Annotated in this window: 20 protein-coding genes; 15 read left to right on the top strand and 5 right to left on the bottom strand. The window is 60.2% G+C overall.

The window, feature by feature from the left end; translation table 11 throughout:
• Window positions 1–158 precede the first annotated feature (158 nt).
• Window positions 159–3,005 (bottom strand): RNA polymerase-associated protein RapA, encoded by a 2,847-nt coding sequence (gene rapA, locus PMI34_RS00545; protein WP_008054181.1) that lies wholly within the window; start codon window positions 3,003–3,005, stop codon window positions 159–161.
• A 216-nt stretch (window positions 3,006–3,221) separates the two neighbouring features.
• Between rapA and PMI34_RS00550 the strand changes: the two genes are divergently transcribed.
• The 3 genes from PMI34_RS00550 to ccoM all read left to right on the top strand — a co-directional run bounded on the left by PMI34_RS00550 (window position 3,222) and on the right by ccoM (window position 4,078).
• Complete coding sequence (locus PMI34_RS00550) at window positions 3,222–3,563, top strand: hypothetical protein (RefSeq protein ID WP_008054180.1); 342 nt, start codon at window positions 3,222–3,224, stop codon at window positions 3,561–3,563.
• A 99-nt stretch (window positions 3,564–3,662) separates the two neighbouring features.
• Window positions 3,663–3,824 carry a hypothetical protein gene (locus PMI34_RS29045; RefSeq protein WP_008054179.1) on the top strand — a complete coding sequence of 54 codons (162 nt, stop codon included), beginning with the start codon at window positions 3,663–3,665 and terminating at the stop codon, window positions 3,822–3,824.
• 143 nt (window positions 3,825–3,967) lie between these two features.
• On the top strand, window positions 3,968–4,078 hold the full coding sequence (gene ccoM, locus PMI34_RS29600) for a cytochrome c oxidase subunit CcoM (protein ID WP_007976669.1): 111 nt from the start codon (window positions 3,968–3,970) through the stop codon (window positions 4,076–4,078).
• A gap of 270 nt (window positions 4,079–4,348) precedes the next feature.
• Here the strand turns inward: ccoM and PMI34_RS00560 are convergent, their stop codons facing one another.
• Window positions 4,349–5,824 carry an inorganic phosphate transporter gene (locus tag PMI34_RS00560; RefSeq protein ID WP_008054178.1) on the bottom strand — a complete coding sequence of 492 codons (1,476 nt, stop codon included), beginning with the start codon at window positions 5,822–5,824 and terminating at the stop codon, window positions 4,349–4,351.
• 376 nt (window positions 5,825–6,200) lie between these two features.
• Window positions 6,201–6,401, bottom strand: a complete 201-nt coding sequence (locus PMI34_RS00565) for a hypothetical protein (RefSeq protein ID WP_008054177.1) — start codon at window positions 6,399–6,401, stop codon at window positions 6,201–6,203.
• A 670-nt stretch (window positions 6,402–7,071) separates the two neighbouring features.
• Here PMI34_RS00565 and pcaR point away from each other — a divergent pair.
• The 11 genes from pcaR to pcaC all read left to right on the top strand — a co-directional run bounded on the left by pcaR (window position 7,072) and on the right by pcaC (window position 17,936).
• On the top strand, window positions 7,072–7,914 hold the full coding sequence (gene pcaR, locus PMI34_RS00570; RefSeq protein WP_008054175.1) for a pca regulon transcriptional regulator PcaR: 843 nt from the start codon (window positions 7,072–7,074) through the stop codon (window positions 7,912–7,914).
• Window positions 7,915–8,037: 123 nt separating this feature from the next.
• The gene (locus PMI34_RS00575) at window positions 8,038–9,384 is read left to right on the top strand and encodes an MFS transporter (protein WP_008054174.1); all 1,347 of its coding nucleotides are present in this window, start codon (window positions 8,038–8,040) and stop codon (window positions 9,382–9,384) included.
• A 268-nt stretch (window positions 9,385–9,652) separates the two neighbouring features.
• On the top strand, window positions 9,653–10,510 hold the full coding sequence (locus PMI34_RS00580; RefSeq protein WP_008054173.1) for a CoA transferase subunit A: 858 nt from the start codon (window positions 9,653–9,655) through the stop codon (window positions 10,508–10,510).
• Complete coding sequence (locus PMI34_RS00585) at window positions 10,510–11,289, top strand: CoA-transferase subunit beta (RefSeq protein WP_008054172.1); 780 nt, start codon at window positions 10,510–10,512, stop codon at window positions 11,287–11,289. Before PMI34_RS00580 ends, PMI34_RS00585 begins: the two co-directional genes overlap by 1 nt.
• A complete protein-coding gene (gene pcaF / locus PMI34_RS00590) occupies window positions 11,286–12,491 on the top strand; it encodes a 3-oxoadipyl-CoA thiolase (protein ID WP_177318822.1) in 1,206 nt (401 codons plus the stop codon). The genes PMI34_RS00585 and pcaF overlap by 4 nt, the downstream gene beginning before the upstream one ends.
• Window positions 12,492–12,528: 37 nt before the next feature.
• On the top strand, window positions 12,529–13,233 hold the full coding sequence (gene pcaH / locus PMI34_RS00595) for a protocatechuate 3,4-dioxygenase subunit beta (protein ID WP_008054170.1): 705 nt from the start codon (window positions 12,529–12,531) through the stop codon (window positions 13,231–13,233).
• A 1-nt stretch (window position 13,234) separates the two neighbouring features.
• Entirely contained in the window at window positions 13,235–13,801 is a 567-nt protein-coding gene (gene pcaG, locus PMI34_RS00600) for a protocatechuate 3,4-dioxygenase subunit alpha (RefSeq protein ID WP_008054168.1), read from the top strand.
• A 213-nt stretch (window positions 13,802–14,014) separates the two neighbouring features.
• The gene (locus tag PMI34_RS00605; protein WP_008054167.1) at window positions 14,015–15,319 is read left to right on the top strand and encodes an MFS family transporter; all 1,305 of its coding nucleotides are present in this window, start codon (window positions 14,015–14,017) and stop codon (window positions 15,317–15,319) included.
• Window positions 15,320–15,364: 45 nt separating this feature from the next.
• Complete coding sequence (locus PMI34_RS00610) at window positions 15,365–16,729, top strand: 3-carboxy-cis,cis-muconate cycloisomerase (RefSeq protein ID WP_008054166.1); 1,365 nt, start codon at window positions 15,365–15,367, stop codon at window positions 16,727–16,729.
• A 12-nt stretch (window positions 16,730–16,741) separates the two neighbouring features.
• Window positions 16,742–17,533: a 3-oxoadipate enol-lactonase gene (gene pcaD, locus PMI34_RS00615; protein WP_008054165.1), complete on the top strand. Its 792-nt coding sequence runs from the start codon at window positions 16,742–16,744 to the stop codon at window positions 17,531–17,533.
• A gap of 10 nt (window positions 17,534–17,543) precedes the next feature.
• On the top strand, window positions 17,544–17,936 hold the full coding sequence (gene pcaC, locus PMI34_RS00620; protein ID WP_008054163.1) for a 4-carboxymuconolactone decarboxylase: 393 nt from the start codon (window positions 17,544–17,546) through the stop codon (window positions 17,934–17,936).
• Between the two features lie 127 nt (window positions 17,937–18,063).
• Here the strand turns inward: pcaC and PMI34_RS00625 are convergent, their stop codons facing one another.
• Window positions 18,064–19,323: an OprD family porin gene (locus PMI34_RS00625; protein WP_008054162.1), complete on the bottom strand. Its 1,260-nt coding sequence runs from the start codon at window positions 19,321–19,323 to the stop codon at window positions 18,064–18,066.
• A gap of 416 nt (window positions 19,324–19,739) precedes the next feature.
• On the opposite strand from PMI34_RS00625, the gene PMI34_RS0127605 reads away from it, so the two are divergent.
• Window positions 19,740–20,231, top strand: a complete 492-nt coding sequence (locus tag PMI34_RS0127605; RefSeq protein ID WP_032829949.1) for a hypothetical protein — start codon at window positions 19,740–19,742, stop codon at window positions 20,229–20,231.
• 123 nt (window positions 20,232–20,354) lie between these two features.
• On the opposite strand, the gene emhC is transcribed toward PMI34_RS0127605, so the two are convergent.
• The coding region (emhC, locus tag PMI34_RS00630; protein ID WP_008054159.1) for an efflux RND transporter outer membrane subunit EmhC at window positions 20,355–21,490 on the bottom strand (1,136 nt) is incomplete at its 5' end.

Here is a 21,490-nt window from a genome sequence, read left to right as displayed (position 1 = left end):
ACAAGCCCGCTCCCACATTGGATCTTCAGTGCATATGAGATCCCTGTGGGAGCGGGCTTGCCCGCGAAGAGGCCATCAGCAGCACTACTGAAACTGAAGCAAACAAAAAAGGCCCGCATCGCTGCGGGCCTTCTTTTTAAGCAGGGTGGAGCAGGGGATTAACCCGCCACCAACACCCGAATCGCTTCCAGTCGCAGCGCAGCCTTGTCGAGCATGGCCAGGCCTTGCTCGCGTTGTTTGCGCAGGGCCACCAGTTCGCTGTCGCGCACGGTCGGGTTGACCGCTTGCAAGGCGGTCAGGCGCGCCAGTTCTTCTTCGGTATCGGCGGCCAGGCGACGCTGCGCCTCGGCGACACGTTCAGTGTGGCGCGGCAGGATCTTCGCTTCACCGGCGTTGATCCGTGGCGTCAGTTGGTCACGCTGGGCCTGGATGAACTTGTTGGCGCTGGCACGCGGCACGCTTTCGAGCTGGTCGTTCAAGGTTTCGAACGACACGCGGGCCGACAGGTCGTTGCCGTTGGTATCGAGCAGGCAGCGCAGGGCGGCCGGCGGCAGGTAGCGGCCCAGTTGCAGCGAGCGCGGGGCAACTACTTCGCTGACATACAGCAGTTCCAGCAACACGGTGCCTGGCTTCAGCGCTTTGTTCTTGATCAGCGCCACGGCGGTGTTGCCCATGGAGCCGGACAGCACCAGGTCCATGCCGCCCTGAACCATCGGATGCTCCCAGGTGATGAACTGCATGTCTTCGCGAGACAGCGCCTGGTTACGGTCGTAAGTGATGGTCACGCCTTCGTCGTCGCCGAGCGGGAAGCTGGCGTCGAGCATTTTTTCACTCGGCTTGAGGATCAGGGCGTTTTCCGAATGGTCTTCGCTGTCGATGCCGAAGGCGTCGAACAGGGTTTCCATGTAGATCGGCAGCGCGAACTGATCGTCTTGCTCAAGGATATCTTCCACCAGCGCATCGCCTTCGCCCGCGCCACCGGAGTTCAGCTCCAGCAAGCGGTCACGGCCGGTGTGCAGCTCGGCCTCCAGGCGCTCACGCTCGGTGCGGGCTTCGTCGATCAGCGCTTGCCACTCGCCATCGTCGGCTTCTTCGAGCAGCGGCAGCAGGCGCGGGCCGAACTGGTGCTGCAGGGCGTTGCCGGTCGGGCAGGTATTGAGGAACGCGTTCAGCGCTTCGTGGTACCACTGGAACAGACGCTCTTGCGGGCTGGTTTCCAGGTACGGCACGTGCAGTTCGATGATGTGCTTCTGGCCGATCCGGTCCAGACGACCGATGCGTTGTTCCAGCAGGTCCGGGTGGGACGGCAGGTCGAACAGCACCAGGTGATGGGAGAACTGGAAGTTGCGACCTTCACTGCCGATTTCCGAGCAGATCAGCACTTGCGCGCCAAACTCTTCGTCGGCGAAGTAGGCAGCGGCGCGGTCACGCTCGAGGATGTTCATGCCCTCATGGAACACCGTGGCCGGGATGCCGGAGCGCACGCGCAGGGCGTCTTCCAGGTCCATGGCGGTTTCGGCGTGGGCGCAGATCACCAGCACTTTGGTGCGCTTGAGCATCTTCAGCTGGTCGATCAGCCACTCGACGCGCGGGTCGAACTTCCACCAGCGTTCTTCTTCGCTGGCGTCCGGTTGAGCCTGGAAGCTGACTTCCGGGTACAGTTCGGCATGATCGCCCAACGGCAGTTCGAGGTATTCGTCCGGGCACGGCAGTGGGTACGGGTGCAGCTTGCGCTCCGGGAACCCCTGCACGGCGGCGCGGGTGTTACGGAACAGCACGCGGCCGGTGCCGTGGCGGTCGAGCAATTCACGCACCAGACGGGCGCTGGCTTCGGTGTCGCCATCGTTGACGGCCGCCAGCAGGGCTTCGCCTTCGTTGCCGAGGAAACCGTGGATGGTCTTGTGGGCTTGCGGCGACAAGCGCCCCTTGTCCAGCAACTCCTGAACGGCTTCAGCCACGGGGCGATAGTTTTCGCTCTCGGCGCGGAAGGCTTGCAGGTCGTGGAAGCGGTTCGGGTCGAGCAGGCGCAGACGAGCGAAGTGGCTGTCCTGGCCCAGTTGTTCCGGGGTGGCGGTCAACAGCAGCACGCCGGGAATGGTCTCGGCGAGTTGCTCGACCAGGGAATACTCGGGGCTGACCTGATCTTCGTGCCACACCAGGTGGTGAGCCTCGTCGACCACCAGCAAGTCCCAGCCCGCCGCGAACAGCGCGTCCTGGGCCTTCTCGTCGTCCACCAGCCACTCAAGTGCGACCAGCGCGAGCTGGGTGTCTTCGAACGGGTTGCTGGCATCGCTTTCGATGAAGCGTTCTTCGTCGAACAGCGCGACCTGCAGGTTGAAGCGGCGGCGCATCTCCACCAGCCATTGGTGCTGGAGGTTTTCCGGAACCAGGATCAGCACGCGGTTGGCGCGGCCCGAAAGCAATTGGCGATGGATCACCAGGCCGGCTTCAATGGTTTTGCCCAGGCCCACTTCGTCGGCCAGCAGAACCCGTGGCGCGATACGGTCGGCGACTTCGCGGGCAATGTGCAACTGGTGCGCGATCGGTTGCGCACGCACACCGCCCAGACCCCATAGCGAGGACTGCAACTGGCGGCTGGTGTGCTCCAGTGTGTGGTAACGCAGGGAGAACCAGGCCAGCGGGTCGATCTGGCCGGCGAACAGACGGTCGCTGGCCAGGCGGAACTGGATGAAGTTCGACAGCTGGGTTTCCGGCAGGGTGACCACTTCGTTCTGCCCGTTGAGGCCGTGATAGACCAGCAGGCCATCGACGTCGTCGACTTCGCGAACGGTCAGCTTCCAGCCTTCGAAGTGAGTGATGGAGTCACCCGGCGAAAACCGCACACGGGTGAGGGGCGCATTCCTTAGCGCGTACTGGCGAGTGTCGCCAGTGGCCGGATAGAGCACGGTCAACAAGCGGCCGTCCTGTGCCAGAACGGTGCCTAAACCCAGCTCGGCTTCGCTGTCACTGATCCAGCGTTGCCCCGGTTGATACTGCTGCGCCATGCTGCCTGACTCCCACCTGAAAAAGCGGGCTATCTTAACGGAATGAGGGCTTCAGGGCCAAAGGACTCTCAGAAAAACTCACAGTCATACGTTAGCCCACCCGTGCATGACGCGCCGTCCGGTGCACGAATGAGTGCCAAATGAGTCACAGTTTGCGACCGATGGCTCAAGTCGCCATCCCCGCAGCCGACAGCCTGCTGACAGGAGACTGAAAACATGCTGCCACCGATGCTCCCATTGAGTGCCGTGCCGATCACTTCACAGACCGACCCGATCCGTCAGCGTCCGGATATTCCTCCGGTGGTGCCGGTGCAGGAAAGCTCCAGTGAAAGCACCATCGACCTGCAAAAGCGCAATCCTGAAGAGGACGGGTTGGTGCTGCGCGAGGAACAGCGCCGCAGGCAGGAGCAGGAACGACGTCGCCACGAGGCTGATAATGACCCCGAGGCTCACCTGGCGATTCCCGGGGATGAGCTCAATGCCGACAACACCGTGCCGGTGGCGCCGTTGATGGAAGATCAGCCGCGGCAGGGGCTGTGGGTTGATATCGAGATTTGAGCGCAGGCTGGTCAGCACGGCCGTCAGGCCGCATTATTGGCGCAGGGTTGCCGAACGCTACGGCGGCTTAAACTCATTTCAAGCGATGCACTGACCGCCATGAGCCAAGACGACAAACTGATTGACCTCAATGCTGAGCGCGCCAAGCGTGTTCATGACCTCAATGACAAGCGACTCAATGAAGTTCGCGATGCGTTCGAGCAGGCCATGCCGTTGGGCAAGGCCAAAAAAAAGCCGAAGAACAAACCGAAAAAGCGCTGAAAGCCCCCGCATTCATTGATGCGGGTCAAACTTCCCCCTTCCTCTTGCCCAGTCTCGGGCGACATTGATCCCGGTCAATATTCTCTCCTGCCCGTTTGGTTAACTTAGCCCTATCGCAACAGGGCAGGTACAGGAGACGCGTCATGTTTTTCGACAACGTGGTGATCGCCGGAGTGCTGACCGTCAGCCTCATGTTTGTATTTTTTGCAGGGTTCGGACTTTTTATCTGGAAAGATTCGCACAAGCGGAAATAACCGTAGTTCTTTCTGGATGCAATGAGCACGCAAGGCATTTTGGGCAACTTCGGTTGCCCTTTTTTTTGCCTGTAAAACTCTATCGATACACGCAAACCCTGTGGGAGCGAGCTTGCTCGCGATGAGGCCATAACATTCAGCATCTATATTGACTGCAAGGCCGCTATCGCGAGCAAGCTCGCTCCCACAATGATTTGTGGTGTGGCGAAAATTATGGCAATAAAAAAGGCGCGTTCCTTGCGGAGCGCGCCTTTTTCGTTTGGCTGCTTATCAGCTGCCAAGGGCCTTCGAGGCCAGCCAGAACAACCCGGCCGACAGGGCCACGGTGGCTGGCAGGGTCAATACCCAGGCCAGCAGGATGGTTCTGACGGTGCCGCTTTGCAGGCCGCTTTTGTTGGCGACCATGGTGCCCGCCACGCCCGAGGACAGTACGTGGGTGGTGGAAACCGGCAGGCTGAAGATGTTGGCCATGCCGATCAGGCTGGCGGTGGTGATCTGCGCCGACATACCCTGGGAGTAGGTCATGCCTTGCTTGCCGATCTTCTCGCCAATGGTCAGTACCACGCGTTTCCAGCCGACCATGGTGCCCAGGCCCAAGGCCAGTGCAACCGCCAGGATCACCCAGAATGGGGCGTATTCGGTGGTGGTGGTCAGGTCCTTGCGCAGCTTGTCCAGGTCAGCCTTTTCACGGGCCCCGAGCATTGGCAACTTGCTGACTTTCTTCGCCGTGTCGTCCAGGCAGAGCAGGTAACGACGTACTTCGATGCGGCTTTCCGCCGACAGCGAGTGGTAGTCCGCTACACCCTTGAGGGTGCCGAGCAGGGCGGTGATGGTCGGTTCGGTCTGTTGCGGATTGCAACGGAATTTCTCCGGTAGATCGCCATCCAGGCTCTTGCCCAGGGCCAGGAACTCGCCCAGGGTTTCGGAATTGCGCTGATAGAACTGGCTCAGGTGCAACGTGGCGTCGCGAGTCCGCTCGATCTGATAGGTCGTGCTGTTCAGGTCGAGGACGAACTGGGCCGGCACGATGCCGATCAGGACCAGCATGATCAGGCCGATACCTTTTTGGCCATCGTTGGAACCGTGCACGAAACTCACGGCCATGGCCGAGATCACCAGTACCAGGCGATTCCAGAACGGCGGGTGTTTCTTGTCGTCGATCTTGCGGCGCTGTTCCGGCGTCTTGTGCATCTTCGACAGCGGGCGCCACCATTTAAGGCCGATCAGGATCAGTGCGGCGATCAGGAAACCGGCCATCGGCGAGAACACAAGCGACATGGCGATATCGATCGCCTTCTGCCAGTTCACGCCATCGGCCAACGGTATGTCGTTGATCAAGGCGTTCGCCAGGCCCACGCCGAGGATCGAACCGATCAGCGTATGGGAGCTGGAGGCGGGGATACCGAAGTACCAGGTGCCCAGGTTCCAGGTGATGGCTGCGGCGAGCAACGAGAACACCATCGCCAGGCCATGGCCGGTGTTCACATTGATCAGCAGCTCCACCGGCAGCAGGTGAACGATGGCATACGCCACGCCGACCCCGCCCAGCAGCACGCCGAGGAAGTTGAACACACCGGAGAAGAACACCGCCAGGTGAGGCGGCATGGCTTTGGTGTAGATAACGGTCGCCACCGCGTTAGCGGTGTCATGAAAGCCGTTGATGAACTCGAAGGCGAGGACAAAGGCCAGGGCGAGCAAGAGGCTCACAAGCACCCAAGCATCCAGTCCGCTGAATAAATCGATCATGAAGGTTTTCTGACCCGGTCATAAGGGGGCGCGATTATGCCAGAAAAGACTGCTAATCAATGCACTAGCTGCTCATCGGTTACATTCTTCAACGATTTTTTTTGCCGCCGTACCTGAAAACCCACGGTTTTGCTGCGTTTTTTAAGTTGTTGATTTAAATGAAAAAATACTCTGTCACAAAACCTTCACGACCCGGTAAGAGGTGTCTGAACGGCTGTGAGAAAAATCTGAGAAATAGGTCAGATACCGGAAATCTGCCGGATTCGGCGACGGTGATGGCCGCTGCCCGCTCGTAGCGGGCGCGAAAGGCAACATCCATACATCCCGCTTTTAACGGGTGCAGAGGCAGGCCCTTGTCAGGATCAGGCCGAAGCAGTCACGGCTCTTCGGCTTTGAGTTCCTTTTCCATTTTTTGAATTTCCTGCTGGAAAACCTGATCCTGAACGGTGGCGCGTTTACGCCAGGGTTTGCGTTCCGGTTCGGGTTGAGCGGCGTAAGTGGTGACTTCTCCGCCGTAAACTTCCTTGTAACGTTGTTCCTGGCGCTCTAGTTCCGCGCGCAGTTCGTCTTTCGTCACAGTGCTACCTGATTGAGTTGGGATAAATTCTGGTGAAAACGCGCTGCATCAAATCGTTTGGCCACGTTCGTCGAATGGTCAATGCCCGTCCAGGCATCGTTTTTGACAATAACGTGATCAATACTTCCATGTCACAGGCGGCCACGGCACCAGAGATAAACAGCTGACGTAGCTTCAGTTTCCTGGTTCGGCAAGCGCATCGGCAAGGCTGTGCAATGCGGATCTGGCGCTTGCAACGGGCAACGGTGATGGAACATCGCATTGCCGGGCAGCGGGTTCGGCAAGTAAAAAACCGAAGCGCTACTGAATTGTATTATAGCGGGCGATTTGAAGAACACTATCTCCAAAGAGTTAAAAGTTGTTCTTGGTGTGTGACCGTTTTGTTGCTCGCAACTTTACGATTAAGTAGAGCGTCGACTGATACCAGATCGCTGCGATGCCTTTCTGATGCCATTAAGTCAGGCAAGTTACGGTAATTGGATTTCCCCATTAAGTCCGGTGCCGATTCGACGTAAACATGGGGGACGAGAGTCGATGAAAATCGGGCATCGGTGGATTGCGATTATCGGTCGATCGTTCGATAATCGCACGGAGTTGGTGAGTCGGGCTTGAGCGCCAGGCGCCAGCCCTTTGTAATAGTCGCTGATCCGAATGGGTAAAAGGACCTTGTATGAACGATCAAATGCGCAATTCCTTCGCTTCAGTGGCTCCTCCCATCGTTGCCTCACCGGCCAAACGGATCCAGGCACTGACCGGCGACCCGGACTTCATGACGTCCCTGGCCCGTGGCCTGGCCGTGGTGCAAGCGTTCCAGGAGCGCAAACGGCACCTGACCATCGCCCAGATCAGCCACCGCACGGAAATTCCCCGCGCCGCCGTGCGCCGTTGCCTGCACACCCTGATCAAGCTCGGCTACGCCACCACCGACGGCCGCACCTATTCGCTGCTGCCCAAAGTGCTGACCCTCGGCCATGCCTATGTTTCATCGACGCCGCTGGCGGTTTCCGCCCAGCCTTACCTGGACCGCATGAGCGAGCAACTGCACGAGGCCTGCAACATGGCCACGCTGGAGGGTGATGACATTCTGTACATCGCCCGCTCCGCGACCACCCAGCGCCTGATTTCGGTGGACCTGTCGGTAGGCGGACGCTTGCCGGCCTATTGCACGTCGATGGGGCGGATCCTGCTGGCCGCTCTGGATGACACGTCGCTGGGCGAATACCTCGACCACGCCGAATTGCAGGCCAAGACCAGCCGCACGATCCACACCCCCGAGGCGTTGCTCGAATGCCTGCAAGAAGTACGACTGCAAGGCTGGTGCATCGTCGATCAGGAGCTCGAGCAAGGGCTGCGTTCGATTGCCGTGCCGGTGTACGATGCTTCCGGGCAGGTGGTGGCGGCCCTCAACGTCAGCACCCATGCGGGGCGGGTCAGCCGCAATGAACTGGAACAGCGTTTCCTGCCCGGTTTGTTGAGCGCCAGCCGCGACCTCAGCGCCCAGCTGTTTGCCTAAGCTGTTCGATAAACGCACAGAGTCGCGTTTATCGAATTGACGCTGTTTCCTCGGGATCATTACTGTCGCGGCTTCGTCAGCATCTGCTGATACCGTTCGACTGCGATCCGTGGAATAAAAATAATGAACCAGCCTCAGTCTGCTGTAGGTAACTGCCTCGACGTGCAGTCCTTCATCAATGCCCAACCCATTTCGCGCTACCAGTGGCGCGTGGTGATCCTGTGTTTCCTGATTGTCTTCCTCGATGGCCTCGACACCGCGGCCATGGGTTTCATCGCCCCGGCCCTGTCCCAGGACTGGGGTATCGACCGTGCCAGTCTCGGCCCGGTGATGAGTGCGGCGTTGATCGGCATGGTCTTCGGCGCACTGGGCTCCGGCCCTCTGGCTGACCGCTTCGGGCGAAAAGTCGTACTGGTCGGTGCGGTGCTGTTGTTCGGTGCCTTCAGCCTGGCCTCGGCCTACAGCACCAATGTCGATCAGTTGCTGGTGTTGCGCTTCCTGACCGGCCTGGGTCTGGGTGCTGGCATGCCGAACGCCACCACGCTGCTGTCGGAGTACACCCCGGAGCGCAAAAAATCCCTGCTGGTGACCAGCATGTTCTGTGGCTTCAACCTCGGCATGGCCGGCGGCGGATTCATCTCGGCCAAGCTCATTCCGGCCTTTGGCTGGCACAGCCTGCTGCTGATCGGCGGGATTCTGCCGCTGATCCTTGCCGCGGTTTTGTTGCTCTGGCTGCCGGAGTCGGCGCGTTACCTGGTGGTGCGCAACCGCGGTACGGACAAAGTGCGCAAGGCACTGGCGCCGATAGACCCGATGGTGGTGGCCCAAGCGTCCAGTTTCAGCGTACCGGAACAGAAAACCGTGAAGGCGCGCAATGTGTTTGCGGTGATCTTCTCCGGCACCTGCAGCACCGGCACCTTGTTGTTGTGGCTGACCTACTTCATGGGTCTGGTGATCGTTTACCTGCTGACCAGCTGGCTGCCGACCCTGATGCGTGACAGTGGCGCGAGCATGGAGCAGGCGGCCTTCATCGGCGCGCTGTTCCAGTTTGGTGGCGTGCTGAGTGCAGTGGGCGTGGGCTGGGCGATGGATCGGTTCAATCCGCACAAGGTTATCGGCACTTTCTACCTGCTGGCCGGGGTGTTTGCCTACGCGGTAGGGCAGAGCCTGGGCAACATCGCACTGCTGGCGACCCTGGTGCTGGTGGCCGGGATGTGTGTCAACGGTGCGCAATCGGCGATGCCGTCATTGGCGGCGCGGTTCTATCCGACTCAAGGGCGGGCCACCGGAGTGTCGTGGATGCTCGGCATCGGCCGCTTCGGTGCCATCCTTGGTGCCTGGATGGGCGCGACGCTGCTGGGGCTGGGCTGGAACTTCGAGCAAGTGCTGACGGCGCTGGTGATTCCGGCGGTGCTGGCGACGACGGCGGTGGTGATCAAGGGCATGGTCAGTCATGCGGATGCGACCTGAGTTCAGGCTTCGGAATCTTCAGTAAGTTTGATGGCCTCTTCGCGGGCAAGCCCGCTCCCACAGGATTTTGTGCAATCCATGTGGGAGCGGGCTTGCCCGCGAAGCTTTTGGGGATCGGTAGCCAGACAACAATGTGTTCGATAATCGAACGCTTAGTCGATTATCGGATTGTTTGGCGTTTTTCACAGGCTTAACCTTCAGTCATTCCGGCGCTGCGCATCGGCGCCTTCTTCCACTGTCGGTTAACAATAAACGGGAGCCTGCCCCAATGGCTGAAATCCTTTCGCTGCACGACGCGGTGAAGCAATTCGTAAACGACGGCGATACGGTCGCGCTCGAAGGCTTTACTCATCTGATCCCGACGGCGGCGGGTCACGAAATCATTCGCCAGGGCAAGAAAGACCTGACCCTGGTGCGGATGACCCCTGACTTGATCTACGACCAGTTGATCGGTGCCGGTTGTGCCCGCAAGCTGATTTTCTCCTGGGGTGGTAACCCTGGCGTAGGCTCGCTGCACCGTCTGCGTGACGCCGTAGAGAAGCAGTGGCCCCACGCGCTGGAAATCGAAGAACACAGCCATGCCGACCTGGCCAATGCCTATGTCGCCGGCGCTTCCGGCCTGCCATTCGCGGTCCTGCGTGCCTACGCCGGTTCCGACTTGCCGAAGGTCAACCCGCTGATCAAATCCGTCACTTGCCCGTTCACTGGCGAGGTGCTGGCCGCCGTGCCTTCGGTACGCCCGGACATTACCGTGATTCACGCGCAGAAAGCCGACCGCAAAGGCAATGTGCTGCTCTGGGGCATCCTCGGCGTGCAGAAAGAAGCCGCGCTGGCCGCCAAGCGCTGCATCGTCACCGTTGAGGAAATCGTCGACGACCTCAATGCACCGATGAACTCCTGTGTATTGCCAACCTGGGCCTTGAGCGCGGTTTGCCACGTGCCTGGCGGCGCGCATCCGTCCTACGCCCACGGCTACAACGAGCGCGACAACCGCTTCTACCAGGCCTGGGACCCGATTGCCCGCGACCGTGAAACCTTCACCGCGTGGATCAACGAATACATCCACGGCAGCGCTGACTTCAGCGAGTTCCAGGCCAAACTGGCCGCCGCTTCGGAGGCGAAGTAATGACTTACACCACCAATGAAATGATGACCGTCGCCGCCGCTCGCCGCCTGAAGAACGGTTCGGTGTGCTTCGTCGGGATCGGCCTGCCGTCGAAAGCGGCCAACCTGGCGCGCCTGACTTCTTCACCTGATGTGGTGCTGATTTACGAATCGGGTCCGATCGGTGCCAAGCCAAGTGTATTGCCACTTTCGATCGGTGACGGTGAGTTGGCGGAAACCGCCGACACCGTAGTCCCGACCGGCGAGATTTTCCGTTACTGGCTGCAGGGCGGGCGCATTGACGTCGGTTTCCTCGGCGCGGCGCAGGTCGATCGTTTCGGCAACATCAACACCACTGTTGTGGGTGATTATCACGCGCCGAAAGTCCGTCTACCGGGTGCAGGTGGCGCGCCGGAGATTGCAGGTTCCGCCAAGAGCGTGTTGATTATCCTCAAGCAATCGTCGCGCTCCTTTGTCGACAAACTCGATTTCATTACCTCGGTCGGCCACGGCGAGGGCGGTGATTCACGCAAGCGTCTCGGCCTGCCAGGCGCCGGTCCGGTCGGGATCATCACCGACCTGTGCATCATGGAGCCGGAGGAGGGCACCCACGAATTCGTCGTCACCGCATTGCACCCGGGCGTGACCCGCGAGCAAGTGGTCGCCGCCACCGGTTGGGCGATTCGCTTTGCCGACCATGTTGAGCAAACCGCCGAGCCGACTGAGGTCGAACTGACTGCGCTGCGCGATCTCGAAGCCCGCACCGCTGCCGCCCACGGCCAAGCCCCCGGAGAAGCGTGATGCGTGACGTTTATATCTGCGACGCGATTCGTACCCCCATCGGCCGTTTCGGCGGTGGCCTGTCGACGGTTCGCGCCGACGACCTGGCGGCCGTGCCGATCAAGGCACTGATGGAGCGTAACCCGTCAGTGGACTGGACCGCCGTGGACGAGGTGTTCCTCGGCTGCGCCAACCAGGCCGGTGAAGACAACCGCAACGTCGCGCGCATGGCGCTGCTGCTGGCCGGTCTGCCGGAAACCATTCCCGGCGTGACCCTTAACCGTCTCTGCGCTTCGGGCATGGATGCCATCGGCACCGCGTTCCGCGCCATCGCCAGTGGCGAGATGGAGCTGGCGATTGCCGGTGGCGTCGAGTCGATGTCCCGCGCGCCGTTCGTGATGGGCAAGGCCGACGCGGCGTTCTCGCGCAACATGAAGCTCGAAGACACCACCATCGGCTGGCGCTTCATCAACCCGTTGATGAAAGCCCAGTACGGCGTGGATGCGATGCCGCAGACCGCTGACAACGTGGCCGACGATTACAAAGTCTCCCGCGAAGATCAGGACGCCTTTGCCCTGCGCAGCCAGCAGCGCACCGCCGTCGCGCAAGCCGCCGGGTTCTTCGCCGAAGAAATCGTCGAAGTGCGCATTGCCCACAAGAAAGGCGAAACCGTGGTCAGCCAGGACGAACATCCTCGCACCGACACCACCCTGGAAGCCCTGACCAAACTGAAACCGGTCAACGGCCCCGACAAAACCGTCACCGCCGGTAATGCCTCGGGTGTAAACGACGGCGCAGCCGCATTGATTCTGGCCTCGGCCGAAGCCGTGAAGAAACATGGCCTGACCGCCCGCGCCAAAGTGCTGGGCATGGCCAGCGCCGGTGTAGCCCCTCGGGTGATGGGCATCGGCCCTGTGCCGGCGGTGCGTAAACTGACCGAGCGCCTCGGCGTGGCCGTCAGCGATTTCGATGTGATCGAACTCAACGAAGCCTTCGCCAGCCAGGGCCTGGCGGTACTGCGTGAACTGGGGATCGCCGACGATGCCGCCCAGGTCAACCCGAACGGTGGCGCGATTGCCCTGGGCCATCCGTTGGGCATGAGCGGTGCGCGTCTGGTGCTGACGGCGTTGCATCAGCTGGAAAAGACCGGTGGCAAGAAAGGTCTGGCGACCATGTGCGTCGGTGTCGGTCAAGGTCTGGCTTTGGCGATCGAGCGCGTCTGACGCGCTCTGAAGACTTATAAGAACTGAGGAAAGTTTCATGACTGACAAGCCTGGTTACCGTCGCCCGCAGGCGGGCACTCAGCCGCAATACCTGCACCCGGCCTATCAATCCACCAACCTGCGCTCGCCGTCCAAGCCGTTGGTGTTTTTGCCCCATTCGTTATCGGAAATCACCGGTCCGACTATCGGTGCCGAGCGCGTCAACGAGAAGGACAACGACCTGACTGCCCAGCACGAGGGGCAGCCACAGGGTGAACGCATTATCATTCACGGCCGCGTGCTGGATGAAAACGGTCTGCCGGTGCCGGGGATTCTGGTGGAGATCTGGCAGGCCAACGCCGCCGGTCGCTACGCCCATGCCCGCGACCTGCACGACGCACCGCTGGATCCGAATTTCACCGGTACCGGCCGCACCGTGACCGACGCCGATGGCTGGTATCAGTTCCAGACCATCAAGCCCGGCGCCTATCCGTGGGGCAATCACCACAACGCGTGGCGCCCGGCGCACATCCACTTCTCGCTGTTCGGTCCGAGTATCCTGACGCGCCTGGTGACGCAGATGTATTTCCCGGGCGACCCGCTGCTGGCGTACGACCCGATCTACAACTGCGTGCCCGATACCAGCGCCAAGGAGCGTTTGATCGCCACGTTCGATCTGGAAAAAACCATCCCTTCCTATGCCCTCGGTTATCGCTGGGACATCGTATTGCGCGGCCGCGACGCCACGCCGATGGAGAAATAAGATGACGCTGACTGCGACCACGTCCCACACCGTCGGGCCGTACTACCACATCGGCCTGACCTGGCTGAACCGCGAAAACCTGACCGTCGAACAAACCCTGGGCGAGCGCGTGGCGATCACCGGGCAAGTGCTCGACGGCAATGGCGACATCGTCAATGACGCGATGCTGGAAGTCTGGCAGGCCAACGCCGCCGGCAAGTATGACCATCCGGAGGACGACCAGGAAAAACCCCTGGACCCGAACTTCGAAGGCTTTGGCCGGGTGCCGGTGGATGCCGAAGGGCGCTTTCGTTTCACGACCATCAAGCCGGGAACGGTCGAGGGGCTCAACGGCACGACTCAGGCACCGCACCTGGTGGTACTGGTGTTTGCCCGTGGTCTGGTGAAGCACCTGCTGACACGGATCTACTTTGATGGAGAGGCGGCCAACGTGAACGATCCGTTGCTGGAATGCGTGCCGGTCGAGCGTCGCAATACGTTGCTGGCCAAGCAGGATGCGTCGGGCGTGTACCAGTGGAACGTGATTCTGCAGGGTACCGATGCCGAGACGGTGTTCTTCGACTATTGAGTGAACACTGCAAAAAAACTGTGGGAGCGGGCTTGCTCGCGAAAGCGGTGTATCAGACAACATTGATATCGACTGATACGACGCCTTCGCGAGCAAGTCGAATCGTCGCACCGCCGCTCCCACAGGGATGTGTGTTCGCTGAAACATCTGTGGAACGGGAGTGTTGCAAAGTGTGTCTAGACTCTCACTGTCCCCATTGAGTAAAAAAAAACAATGACAACACCCACAGCCTCTATAGCTCTTTATACGGGCGAAGAACGCAGCAAGCGGATCTTCGCCATCGTCGGTGCCTCGTCCGGCAATCTGGTCGAATGGTTCGACTTCTACGTCTACGCTTTCTGCGCGATCTATTTCGCCCCGGCGTTTTTCCCGTCCGATAACCCCACCGTGCAGTTGGTCAACACCGCAGGCGTGTTCGCCGCCGGCTTCCTGATGCGGCCGATTGGCGGCTGGATTTTCGGTCGGTTGGCGGACAGGCACGGGCGCAAGAATTCGATGTTGATCTCGATTCTGATGATGTGCTTCGGCTCCTTGCTTATCGCCTGCCTGCCGACCTACAACAGCATCGGGGTCTGGGCACCTATCCTGTTGCTGTTCGCCCGTTTGCTGCAAGGCTTGTCGGTGGGCGGTGAGTACGGCACTACCGCGACCTACATGAGCGAAGTAGCGCTCAAGGGCCAGCGCGGTTTCTTCGCCTCGTTCCAGTACGTGACCCTGATCGGCGGCCAGTTGCTCGCGGTGTCGCTGGTGGTGATCCTGCAACAGTTCCTCACCGAAGATGACCTGCGTGCTTACGGCTGGCGGATTCCCTTCGTGGTGGGTGCCATGGCGGCCCTGGTTTCGCTGTATCTGCGTCGTTCGCTGAAAGAGACCACCAGCAAGGAAATGCGCGAAAACAAGGACGCCGGCAGTATCAGCGCACTGTTTCGCGACCATAAAGCCGCGTTCATCACCGTACTCGGTTACACCGCCGGTGGTTCGCTGATTTTCTACACCTTCACCACGTACATGCAGAAGTACCTGGTGAACACCGCCGGCATGCCGGCCAAGACCGCCAGCTACATCATGACCGGCGCGCTGTTCCTTTATATGTGCATGCAACCGGTTTTCGGCATGCTCTCCGACAAGATCGGCCGGCGTAACTCGATGCTCTGGTTCGGCGCCCTCGGCACGCTGTTCACCGTGCCGATCCTGTTGAGCCTCAAAAGCGTGACCAGTCCATTCCTGGCCTTCGTGCTGATTACCCTGGCGCTGGCGATCGTCAGTTTCTACACCTCCATCAGTGGCCTGGTGAAAGCCGAGATGTTCCCGCCCGAGGTGCGCGCACTGGGTGTCGGCCTGGCGTATGCGGTGGCGAATGCGATCTTCGGTGGTTCGGCGGAGTATGTGGCCTTGAGCCTCAAGGCTGTGGGCATGGAAAATTCCTTCTACTGGTACGTCACGGTGATGATGGCGGTGGCATTCCTGTTCAGCCTGCGCCTGCCGAAACAGCCGAAGTATCTGCAGCAAGACCTTTGATTTTCACGCGCGGGTCGCAAAGGCCCGCGCCTTCAGGAACTGATTATGAACCAGCGACCGGGCAATCAATTGTTCGATGCCTATTTCACGGCCCGCGATATGCGTGAGGTGTTCTGCGATCAGGGCCGGGTCCAGGCCATGCTCGATTTCGAAGCGGCACTGGCCAGGGCCGAAGCGCGGGTCGGGTTGATTCCGTCGAGTGCTGTCGCGCCGATTGAAGCGGCTTGCCGCGCCGGGCTTTACGACTTTGCGGCGTTGGGCGAGGCGATTGCCACAGCGGGTAATTCGGCGATTCCGTTGGTCAAGGCGCTGGGCAAACAGATTGCGGCCACCGATGCCGAAGCCGAACGCTATGTGCATCTGGGCGCGACCAGTCAGGACGTGATGGACAGTGGCCTGGTGCTGCAACTGCGTCGTGCTCTGGACCTGATCGAAAGCGACCTGGCACAACTGGGGCAGACCCTCGCGTCCCAGGCCCGGCGATACGCGACCACGCCATTGGCCGGACGCACCTGGTTGCAGCATGCAACGCCGGTCACCCTCGGCATGAAAATCGCCGGTTGGCTGGGGGCGGTGACGCGCAGCCGGCAACGCCTGGCCGAACTCAAGCCGCGCCTGCTGGTGCTGCAATTCGGCGGTGCGTCCGGAACTCTTGCGGCCCTTGGCGAACAGGCCATGCCGATTGCCCGGGCACTGGCCGAAGAACTGCAATTGACCCTGCCTGAGCAGCCGTGGCACACCCAGCGTGACCGTGTGGTGGAGTTCGGCGCCGCGCTTGGCCTGATCGCCGGCAGTCTCGGCAAACTCGGGCGCGACATCAGCCTGCTGATGCAAACCGAGGCCGGCGAAGTGTTCGAGCCCTCGGCGCCGGGCAAGGGCGGTTCTTCGACCATGCCGCACAAGCGCAATCCGGTGGGCGCGGCGGTACTGATCGGCGCGGCGACGCGTGTACCCGGTTTGCTTTCGACGCTGTTCAGCGCCATGCCCCAGGAGCATGAGCGCAGCCTCGGCCTGTGGCATGCCGAGTGGGAAACCCTGCCGGAGATTTGCTGCCTGGTGTCGGGCAGCCTGCATCAAGCATTGTTGATCGCCCAGGGGCTGGAAGTGGATGCCGAGCGCATGGCTCGCAACCTCGATTTGACCCAGGGCCTGGTGCTCGCCGAAGCGGTGAGCATCGTCCTCGCGCAGCGGGTAGGGCGCGATACCGCGCATCATCTGTTGGAGCAATGCTGCAAACGCGCCGTGGCCGAACAACGTCACCTGCGTGCGGTCCTCGGCGACGAACCGCAAGTGACCGCCGAGCTGTCGGCGGCTGAGCTCGATCATCTGCTGGACCCCGCCCACTATCTCGGTCAGGCCAAAACCTGGGTCGAGCGGGCGGTGGCTGAACATTCTGCATTGACTGCCTGAAGGAGACTTGCTGTGGCTTTTGTACAACTCGCCGAGGGCGAACTGCATTACCAACTCGATGGGCCGGTCTCCGCGCCGGTGCTGGTGCTGTCCAACTCCCTGGGCACCGACCTGCACATGTGGGACGCGCAAATCCCGGCGTTCACCGAGCATTTTCGCGTGTTGCGTTTTGACACCCGTGGTCACGGCCAATCGCTGGTGACGCCGGGCTCGTACAGCATTGAGCAACTGGGCCGCGACGTGCTCGCATTGCTGGATGCCTTGCACATCGAGCGTGCGCATTTCTGCGGACTGTCCATGGGCGGGTTGATCGGCCAGTGGCTGGGCATCAATGCCGGCGATCGCCTGAACAAGCTGATCGTGTGCAACACCGCGGCGAAAATCGGCGATCCGTCGGTGTGGAACCCACGTATCGAAATGGTGCTGCGCGATGGTCAGGCGGCCATGGTTGCCCTGCGCGATGCGTCGATTGCCCGCTGGTTCACCCCGGACTTCTCCGAAGCCAACCCGGCGGCGGCCAAGCAGATTACCGATATGCTCGCGACCACTTCGCCAGAAGGTTATGCGGCCAACTGCGCGGCGGTGCGTGACGCCGATTTCCGTGATCAATTGTCGTCGATCAAGGCACCCCTGCTGGTGATTGCCGGTACCGAAGACGCTGTGACGCCGCCGTCCGGTGGGCATTTCATTCAAGAGCATGTGCGCGGGGCCGAGTACGCCGAGTTCTACGCCGCGCACTTGTCCAACGTCCAGGCAGGCGATGCGTTCAGCGAGCGCGTGCTGGCGTTTCTGTCGGCTGATTGAGGGTATTGCTGTGGATGAGAAACAACGTTACGACGAGGGGATGGAAGTCCGCCGCGCGGTCCTCGGCGACGCCCACGTCGACCGTAGCCTGACTACCCTGACCGAGTTCAACTCGGAGTTTCAGGAGATGATCACCCGCCACGCCTGGGGTGACATCTGGACTCGCCCGGGCCTGCCGCGCCATACCCGCAGCCTGATCACCATCGCCATGCTGATCGGCATGAACCGCGAGGGCGAACTCAAACTGCACCTGCGCGCCGCCGCCAACAACGGAGTCAGCCGTGGCGAGATCAAGGAAGTGATCATGCAGAGTGCAATCTACTGCGGGATTCCGGCGGCCAATGCGACATTCCACCTGGCCGAGTCGGTGTGGGATGAATTGGGAGTTGAGTCGCGGGAGTAAGCTCGATGATTTGCATTGATTGAACTGACGTCTTCGCGAGCAAGCCCGCTCCCACATTAGACCGTGTTTGCCGTTGCGACTCGGTCAACTGTGGGAGCGGGCTTGCTCGCGAAGGCGATCGTAAGGTCTAGAGCAGGCTGATCGGATAGCTGATGATCAAGCGGTTCTCATCGAACTCGTTGTTGCTGTAATCCCGGCGGATGGTCGAGTTGCGCCATTTCAGGTTCAGGTCCTTCAGCGCACCGCTTTGCACGGTGTAGCCCAGTTCCGATTCACGTCCCCATTCCTTGCCATCGGTGATGCTGCCGGTGTGCACGTTGTCGCCACTGATATAGCGGTTCATCAGGGTCAGGCCCGGTACGCCGAGGGCGGCGAAGTTGTAGTCGTGACGTACTTGCCAGGATTTCTCCTGGGCGTTGTCGTAGCTGGAGTTGTAGCTGTCGTTGGCCAGTGTGCCGCCGCTGGTGCCGTTGACCCGCATCCAGGCATTGTCGCCGGTGAGTTTTTGCAGGCCGACGTAGAAGGCGTTGCCGCCGTATTTGGCCGAGAACAAGCCGTACATGGTTTTGTTGTCCAGCTCACCGGCCCGGGCGCTGCCGTCATCCTTGCCATAGAAGAAACCGAGGTTGGCGCCCAGGGTCCAGTCGCCAAGTGGTTGGCTGTGGATCAAGTTGACGAATTGCTGGCTGTAGATGTCCTTGAGCTCGGCGTTCCACAGGCCGATCTGGGTGCGCTTGTCGTTGAACACGTACTCGCCGCCCTGAAAGTTGAAACGGTCGGAGGTGAACGCGGCTTTGCCGGTCATCGACATGTCGCTCATGCTGCTGTCGTCCCGTGGGCTGTTCTGGCGGAACTGGCCGCCGTAGAGCGTCAGGCCATTGATTTCCTTCGAAGTGATCTGGCCGCCACGGAAGGTTTGCGGCAACGAACGACCGTCGTCCGAACGCAGGATTGGCAGCACCGGCATCCACTCGCCGACTTTCACTTCGGTCTGCGACAGCTTGGCCTTGAACGCCACGTTGGTACGGCCGAAGTTATCCGCCGGGCGTCCATCGTGATCCAGTGGCAGCAGTTGCGTGCCGCCGGTGCCTTTGCCGCCGTCGAGCTTGACCGAATACAGACCGAGCACATCCATGCCGAACCCGACGGTGCCCTGGGTGAACCCGGACTTGGCGTCGAGGATAAAACTCTGCGTCCATTCTTCAGCCTTGCCCTGGGCCTTGGTCGGGTTGGTGAAGTTGCGGTTGATGTAAAAGTTGCGCAGGTTCAGGTTGACCTTGGCCCCTTCGACAAAACCCGACTCTTCGGCATAGGCGGGCAAGGCGGCGCTGGCCAGGGCGGCGGCGATCAGGCTGGGGACGAAATACTGCGCGGTGGAGGACGTCATGAGCTCGGGTCTCTCTAATTCTTGGGGATGAAGCGGTTGATGCCGCAACCCGGGGTTGCAGACGAATATTTGAAATCGGGGCAAACGAACCGGGATCAGCCGGACAGGACGGGGCGCGGGGGCATGGTGTCGAACCTGTTGTTATTGGTTTTGTGGTTCGGATGGTGCGTGGAATGTACTGGATGGTTCAATCGTAAAAAGCGGGTTTTGGGCGATTATCGAACGGAACAAGGTGTGTTTGCTCATTGATAATGAAAGAACGAGCAGAAAAATTCTTCATCTTAGTAAATGTGTCTATTGATATCTAGCTGTCAGTTATGACAGTTGTTCGGATGATTTGTCGGGTGTAGCGTCTTGTTTGAGCGAGGAATAACTTTTCGTTCGTTTCATTGATGAATTAGAAAGGAGTAATGATCATGAGCAGGGGTGGCGAAAAACAGGTTTCTTTTTCAGATACGAAAGAAGAGGCAATAAGAGTAGTTAAGGGCGTTGAAGGACATATCCTTCTGGATGTTCATAGGAATGGAAATGTGCAACGACTGGAGTCCAATTGGTTCAATTTTTATATTAGTCCTGGGCGTACTGTAGTCGAGGCTTTTTTTGGTAAGGATACTGGTGGACTTGTACCCGCGGTCATGTTGCTGGGGAAAAAGGCATTGCAGGATCGATCATATGAAATCAAAAGCCCATTTGATGACCCTCAAGCAGTGGGGGCCATCTTCGGTCAAGGACGGCCTGGAGGGGTTGCAGGTGATGAGTGGGGAACAGGGAAGCTAATTATCTCTGATGTTTCTCCAGCACCGTCTGCACAATATATTGAAGGCTCGTTCGAGTTTACCTATACCGATCGCGAAGGGGTGAAAGTTAGAGTTGTGGCTGAAAAATTCTGGGCAAAAAACAACGGTTAATCGTTTTTAAATAAGCGAGAGAAAGATCGTCCGTTGGCGCGTATCTATGAGCGCGTTTCAGTTTTGTCTTGTCTGAAAACAAAAAGCCCACCAACCGGTGGGCTTCTTGTTTTCACAGCGCTATCAGAAGTACTTCATCTTCGGCGCTTCTTCTTTCAAGGGCTCGTTCTTCGCCGTCTGTTCGTTCCAGCCACCACCCAGGGCCTTGTACAGGTTGACCTGGCTGACCAGCTGCGCCAGGCGGTCAGTGATCAACACCTGTTGCGCACTGAACAGCTGACGCTGGGCATCGAGGAAGGTCAGGTTGCTGTCGACACCGATGCGGTAGCGACGCTCGGCCAGGCGGTAGTAGTCCTGGTTGGCACTGACGAAATCTTTCTGTGCCTGCAACTGCTGGACGTAGGTCTGGCGCGCGGCCAGGCCGTCGGCGACTTCCTGGAAGGCCGTTTGAATGGACTTCTCGTAGTTCGCCACGCCGATGTCTTTCTGGATTTTCGAGTAATCCAGGCTGGCGCTCAGGGCGCCGGCGTTGAAGATCGGCAGGTTGATCTGCGGCTGGAACAGCCAGGTGCCTGAACCACCCTTGAACAGACCGGACAGATCCGGGCTCAGGGTGCCGGCATTGGCCGTGAGGCTGATGCTCGGGAAGAACGCAGCCCGCGCCGCGCCGATGTTGGCGTTGGCGGCCTTGAGGTTGTACTCGGCCTGAAGGATGTCCGGACGACGATGCAGCAAGTCCGACGGCAGACCGGGCGGAACGTCGCTCAGCAGGTCGTCATCAAGCGGTTTGGCTGCTTGCAGGTTGGCCGGGACGCCGGTACCGAGCAGCAGCACCAGGCTGTTCTCGTCCTGGGCGACCTGACGGGTGTACTTGGCCAGTTGCGCACGGGCGTTTTCCACCGAGGTGCGCGACTGCGCCAGGTCCAGGGCCGAGGCAACACCGACTTCGTTGCTGCGGGCGGTGAGCTTGTAGCTCTCCTCGAAGGCGGCCAGGGTGTCCTGGGTCAGCTTGTACAGTTCCTTGTCGGCCTGCCAGGTCAGGTAGGCGTTGGCCACGCTGGCCACCAGGCTGATCTGCGTGCTGCGGCGGCCTTCTTCAGTGGCGAAGTACTTCTGCAAGGCTTCTTCGTTCAGGCTGCGAACCCGACCGAACAGGTCGAGTTCATAGGCGCTGACCCCGACCGTGGCCGAGTAGGAACTGGTGATGCCGGCTTCGCCGGTCTGCGAAGCGTCAGCCGGAAGCCGCTGACGGCTGGGGG

Origin of the sequence: Pseudomonas sp. GM74, assembly GCF_000282455.1 — a bacterium.
In the GTDB taxonomy this organism is placed as follows: Bacteria; Pseudomonadota; Gammaproteobacteria; order Pseudomonadales; family Pseudomonadaceae; genus Aquipseudomonas.
The sequence above is the reverse complement of the archived record's forward strand: the minus strand, read 5'-3'. Positions and strand labels throughout refer to the sequence as shown.

What these genes read in the sequence shown, in the direction of transcription:
- PMI34_RS00550 (WP_008054180.1), top strand. Translation starts at nt 3,222, where the DNA reads ATGCTGCCACCGATGCTCCCATTGAGTGCCGTGCCGATCACTTCACAG.
- PMI34_RS00560 (WP_008054178.1), bottom strand. Translation starts at nt 5,824, where the DNA reads ATGATCGATTTATTCAGCGGACTGGATGCTTGGGTGCTTGTGAGCCTC.
- rapA (WP_008054181.1), bottom strand. Translation starts at nt 3,005, where the DNA reads ATGGCGCAGCAGTATCAACCGGGGCAACGCTGGATCAGTGACAGCGAA.
- pcaG (WP_008054168.1), top strand. Translation starts at nt 13,235, where the DNA reads ATGACGCTGACTGCGACCACGTCCCACACCGTCGGGCCGTACTACCAC.
- PMI34_RS0127605 (WP_032829949.1), top strand. Translation starts at nt 19,740, where the DNA reads ATGAGCAGGGGTGGCGAAAAACAGGTTTCTTTTTCAGATACGAAAGAA.
- PMI34_RS00625 (WP_008054162.1), bottom strand. Translation starts at nt 19,323, where the DNA reads ATGACGTCCTCCACCGCGCAGTATTTCGTCCCCAGCCTGATCGCCGCC.
- PMI34_RS00605 (WP_008054167.1), top strand. Translation starts at nt 14,015, where the DNA reads ATGACAACACCCACAGCCTCTATAGCTCTTTATACGGGCGAAGAACGC.
- pcaR (WP_008054175.1), top strand. Translation starts at nt 7,072, where the DNA reads ATGAACGATCAAATGCGCAATTCCTTCGCTTCAGTGGCTCCTCCCATC.
- ccoM (WP_007976669.1), top strand. Translation starts at nt 3,968, where the DNA reads ATGTTTTTCGACAACGTGGTGATCGCCGGAGTGCTGACCGTCAGCCTC.
- PMI34_RS00610 (WP_008054166.1), top strand. Translation starts at nt 15,365, where the DNA reads ATGAACCAGCGACCGGGCAATCAATTGTTCGATGCCTATTTCACGGCC.
- pcaH (WP_008054170.1), top strand. Translation starts at nt 12,529, where the DNA reads ATGACTGACAAGCCTGGTTACCGTCGCCCGCAGGCGGGCACTCAGCCG.
- PMI34_RS29045 (WP_008054179.1), top strand. Translation starts at nt 3,663, where the DNA reads ATGAGCCAAGACGACAAACTGATTGACCTCAATGCTGAGCGCGCCAAG.
- PMI34_RS00585 (WP_008054172.1), top strand. Translation starts at nt 10,510, where the DNA reads ATGACTTACACCACCAATGAAATGATGACCGTCGCCGCCGCTCGCCGC.
- PMI34_RS00580 (WP_008054173.1), top strand. Translation starts at nt 9,653, where the DNA reads ATGGCTGAAATCCTTTCGCTGCACGACGCGGTGAAGCAATTCGTAAAC.
- PMI34_RS00575 (WP_008054174.1), top strand. Translation starts at nt 8,038, where the DNA reads ATGAACCAGCCTCAGTCTGCTGTAGGTAACTGCCTCGACGTGCAGTCC.